The sequence below is a fragment of the Streptomyces sp. NPDC004788 genome, from assembly GCF_053601115.1.
In genome coordinates, this window is sequence record NZ_JBSGBF010000200.1 from 1 (window position 1) to 3091 (window position 3091).

At 67.6% G+C, this 3091-nt stretch carries 4 protein-coding genes; 2 read left to right on the top strand and 2 right to left on the bottom strand.

The window, feature by feature from the left end; all coding sequences use genetic code 11:
- Positions 1-69: 69 nt before the first annotated feature.
- Positions 70-468 carry a hypothetical protein gene (locus ACWEJX_RS37625; protein ID WP_451611905.1) on the bottom strand — a complete coding sequence of 133 codons (399 nt, stop codon included), beginning with the start codon at positions 466-468 and terminating at the stop codon, positions 70-72.
- A 446-nt stretch (positions 469-914) separates the two neighbouring features.
- Complete coding sequence (locus tag ACWEJX_RS37630; protein WP_451611906.1) at positions 915-1208, bottom strand: hypothetical protein; 294 nt, start codon at positions 1206-1208, stop codon at positions 915-917.
- A 598-nt stretch (positions 1209-1806) separates the two neighbouring features.
- On the opposite strand from ACWEJX_RS37630, the gene ACWEJX_RS37635 reads away from it, so the two are divergent.
- On the top strand, positions 1807-2751 hold the full coding sequence (locus ACWEJX_RS37635; protein WP_451611907.1) for an aromatic prenyltransferase: 945 nt from the start codon (positions 1807-1809) through the stop codon (positions 2749-2751).
- Positions 2748-3091: methyltransferase domain-containing protein (locus tag ACWEJX_RS37640; protein WP_451611908.1), on the top strand; the 344-nt coding region annotated here is incomplete at its 3' end. The genes ACWEJX_RS37635 and ACWEJX_RS37640, both read left to right, overlap by 4 nt.

A 3091-nucleotide genomic window follows, 5' to 3' on the forward strand; every position in this document is an offset into this window, starting at 1 on the left:
GCCGTGCTGTGGGTGGGGGGGGGTCGCCTCGCGACGCCCGCGCAGGCCCCTCGTGGGATGCGACCGCTGTCAGCCCCAGGTGCGGATCGAGGAGATCGCGTCGTTGTACGGGTAGTTGAGGGTGTTCCAGGTGTAGTTGTTCTGGAAGACGCCCTGGATGCCCGTGAAGTTGTTGTCGTTCCAGGTGTAGAGCGTCCTGGCGCCCTGGATCTGGATCGACGAGATCGCGTCCTGCATGTAATAGTCGCCGGAACTCGCGTTGTCGCCCTTGCCGAGGTCGGCCGAGTAGGGAGCGTTGTCGACCGTCCAGAACTCACAGTTCCGGAGGTTGTAGTCCCGGCACAGTGACCAGCCCGATGCCGCGGTTGCGGCCGAGGCCGGCATGGCGAGGGCGATCGGGACCAGGGTCAGTGCAGAAGTGGCCACCGCGACGGCGGTCAGCGACTTGGTTCGGTTCAGGAAACGCATGTTCAGCCTCCGAGAGGTCGGGGATCTGGACTGTGCTTGACTGGACTGGACTGGAACTGACGGGTCACCGGAATGGGGCATCAGAATGTTTCTGTTCTACTCCGGCTCTCGTCGGAGAGGGGCTCCACCGGGGAAACGGAGTGCGACCGCACCGGGGTTCATATGCCCGGGTGATTCCCTGCCTTGCCCCTACGCGGTGGCGGCTCCGGCCGACCCGATCCTCGATGCGGCCGGTGCGTGGCCTGTGGGCCGGCTGCCACCGCCCGGCTGAACATGAGGCGGGCGGCCGTCGTACCACCAATGGCCGCCCGCCTCCGACCCGTCGTCGTTCTCGACGCCCCAGAAGAATATCTAGTTGTCAGTCAGCGTCGGCATCACGCCTCGCATTCCTCACAAGAGCGAAGTCCCGCGCCACGCGTGCGACGTTGACTCGATGAGGCGACCGGTCAGACGTAATGCCGCCACCACAAGTTGTAGGCAAACCCGCGGTCTCCGAGGGCGCAGTAGAAGTACTGGTCGTTCCCGCCGGCCTCGCTCCCGTACGTCGACTTGTTGCGGGACTTGGCCTCGTTGTTGCACTCCATGTACGGCGTAAGCCACAAAGTGCCGTAGTACGTTCCCTCCAAAGTGTTCTGAAGGGTGGCCGCGGAAGCGGTTCCCGCGCCTGCGGTCAGGACGCCGACGGCCGCAGTGGTCGCCATCAGAATCCCTGCGGAAGCTCTCGCTATTCGCTTGATCATGATCGCAGTCAAGCAGGTCGCCCGATCAGTCGCAAGGGCGAAAGCAGTTAACGAAATTTCCCTCAAGGAAGTTCACTGAATTTTTGCGACGGAGCATTCCGAGCCATGGCGGCGAGATGCGTTCTGTCCGTTCTCGCCGTGCGCTGACAGCGGGAAGCCGGCGCGTGATGGTCTCTGTGGGGGAGCGGGCGGGAAGGGGCGGATGCAATCGGGCCGGTCATCTCCAGGCATGCGACCGGCCCGACCACCGAGCCGGCCCCCACCATCTGCGCAGCCGGCAGGGGGCCCGGAGCTGGTCGGCCGCGGCCCGACACCGTGGTCGAGGGCCGTACGGGCTTCGCCGCGCGGCGACCTCTCGAAGCGCGGCGTGCCTCGTTCGCCTCGGCGCGGGCCCGGACCCGTGCCGTCAACGGTGGTGGCGGAGAGCAGAGTTCACATCCCTTGGAGACTCCTGCACATCGGTGTCGACCGAGAGGATTCACACCTATGGTGTGGCCGACACACTCTCACGTCTGCTTGACGTGTGAACGTCATTCGACATACATGTCAATGAGTGCATCTATGTTGTGCTCCGGCAGACAGGGAAGAGGCCCCGACCGTGCAGCCCCCGCAGTTCTCCGCAACACGCTTCCTGGAAGACCTCCGCACCACGTCCGACGCGATCGGCGCTGCCTGCTCGGAACCCGTCACCCGCGCGGTCCTCGACGCGTACGGACCGGCGTTCGCCGAGGGTGCCGTCCTGTGGCGGGCCACCGACCGCGACGGCGACGGCCTCAACTACCGCTTCTACGCGCGCCGCCCCATGGACACCGTGGCGATGGCCAGGCGGGCGGGGTTCATCGCGGACGGGGATCCGCTCGGCGACCTGATACAGGCGTGGAACATGCTGTACGACGGCACCCCCGAGCAGTCGTGCGACTTCGACGCGGCCCGTGGACTCACCAAGACCTGGCTCTACCTGGGCGGCACCCGACCCCTGGACGACGTGCTCGGCGTCCCGTCCGTGCCGTCGCCCGTCCGAGAGCGCGGCCCGCTCTTCCACCGCCTGGGACTGGACTACGTACGGCACGTCTGTGTGGACTACGCCCGTCGGACCGTCAACGTCTACTTCCGGGCCCGCGGGCCCCTCACCGAGACGCAGTGCCGCCGCTTCACGGAGCTGGCGGGTGCCCCGGCACCGGACGACCGTCTCCGCGGGGAGATGGCCCGGTTTCTCTCCCAGGGCGCATACACGTTCTCGGTGACCCTGTCTCCCGCCGACGGGTCGATCGAGAGGGTCGCCTTCTACGCCCTGAAACTCCCGGACGGCAGCCGCCCGACGGTCGGCTCCCGCCTCACCACGTTCTTCGAGACGGCCCCCTCCTACGACGCCGAGGACATGAACGCCGTCGCGTGGTCCTTCGGTTCCAGGGGCGGGACCTACCTCAAGGCCGAGCGGAGCTACTGCGGCGACGTGGTCTCCCTCATCAAAGGGTGGAACACCTTCTTCAGCCAGTCCGACACGACCGATCCGGTGTTCGCCTCGCGAGGTGAGAAGCGATGACACGAGCCGCTCGTCCGGAGTCCGCGTACCTGCTGGGGCATTCACCCGCCGAGACCGACCGACTCGTGCTCCAGGCCCGCTTGTACGACCCGATCACCGAGCAGGCCCTGCGGACCGCCGGGCTGCGCTCCGGCATGCGGGTCCTCGACGTCGGCTGCGGTGCCGGGGACGTGACGTTCCTGGCGGCGCGGATCGTCGGGCCCACGGGCTCGGTCACCGGAGTCGACGCGGCACCGCGCGCCCTGGACGTGGGGGGGGGGGGGGGGCGGCCGGGGGGCCGACCCCCCACTGCCGGAGCCGCCGCCCGAGACCGTACCGCCGGAGGACGAGGAGCCGCCGG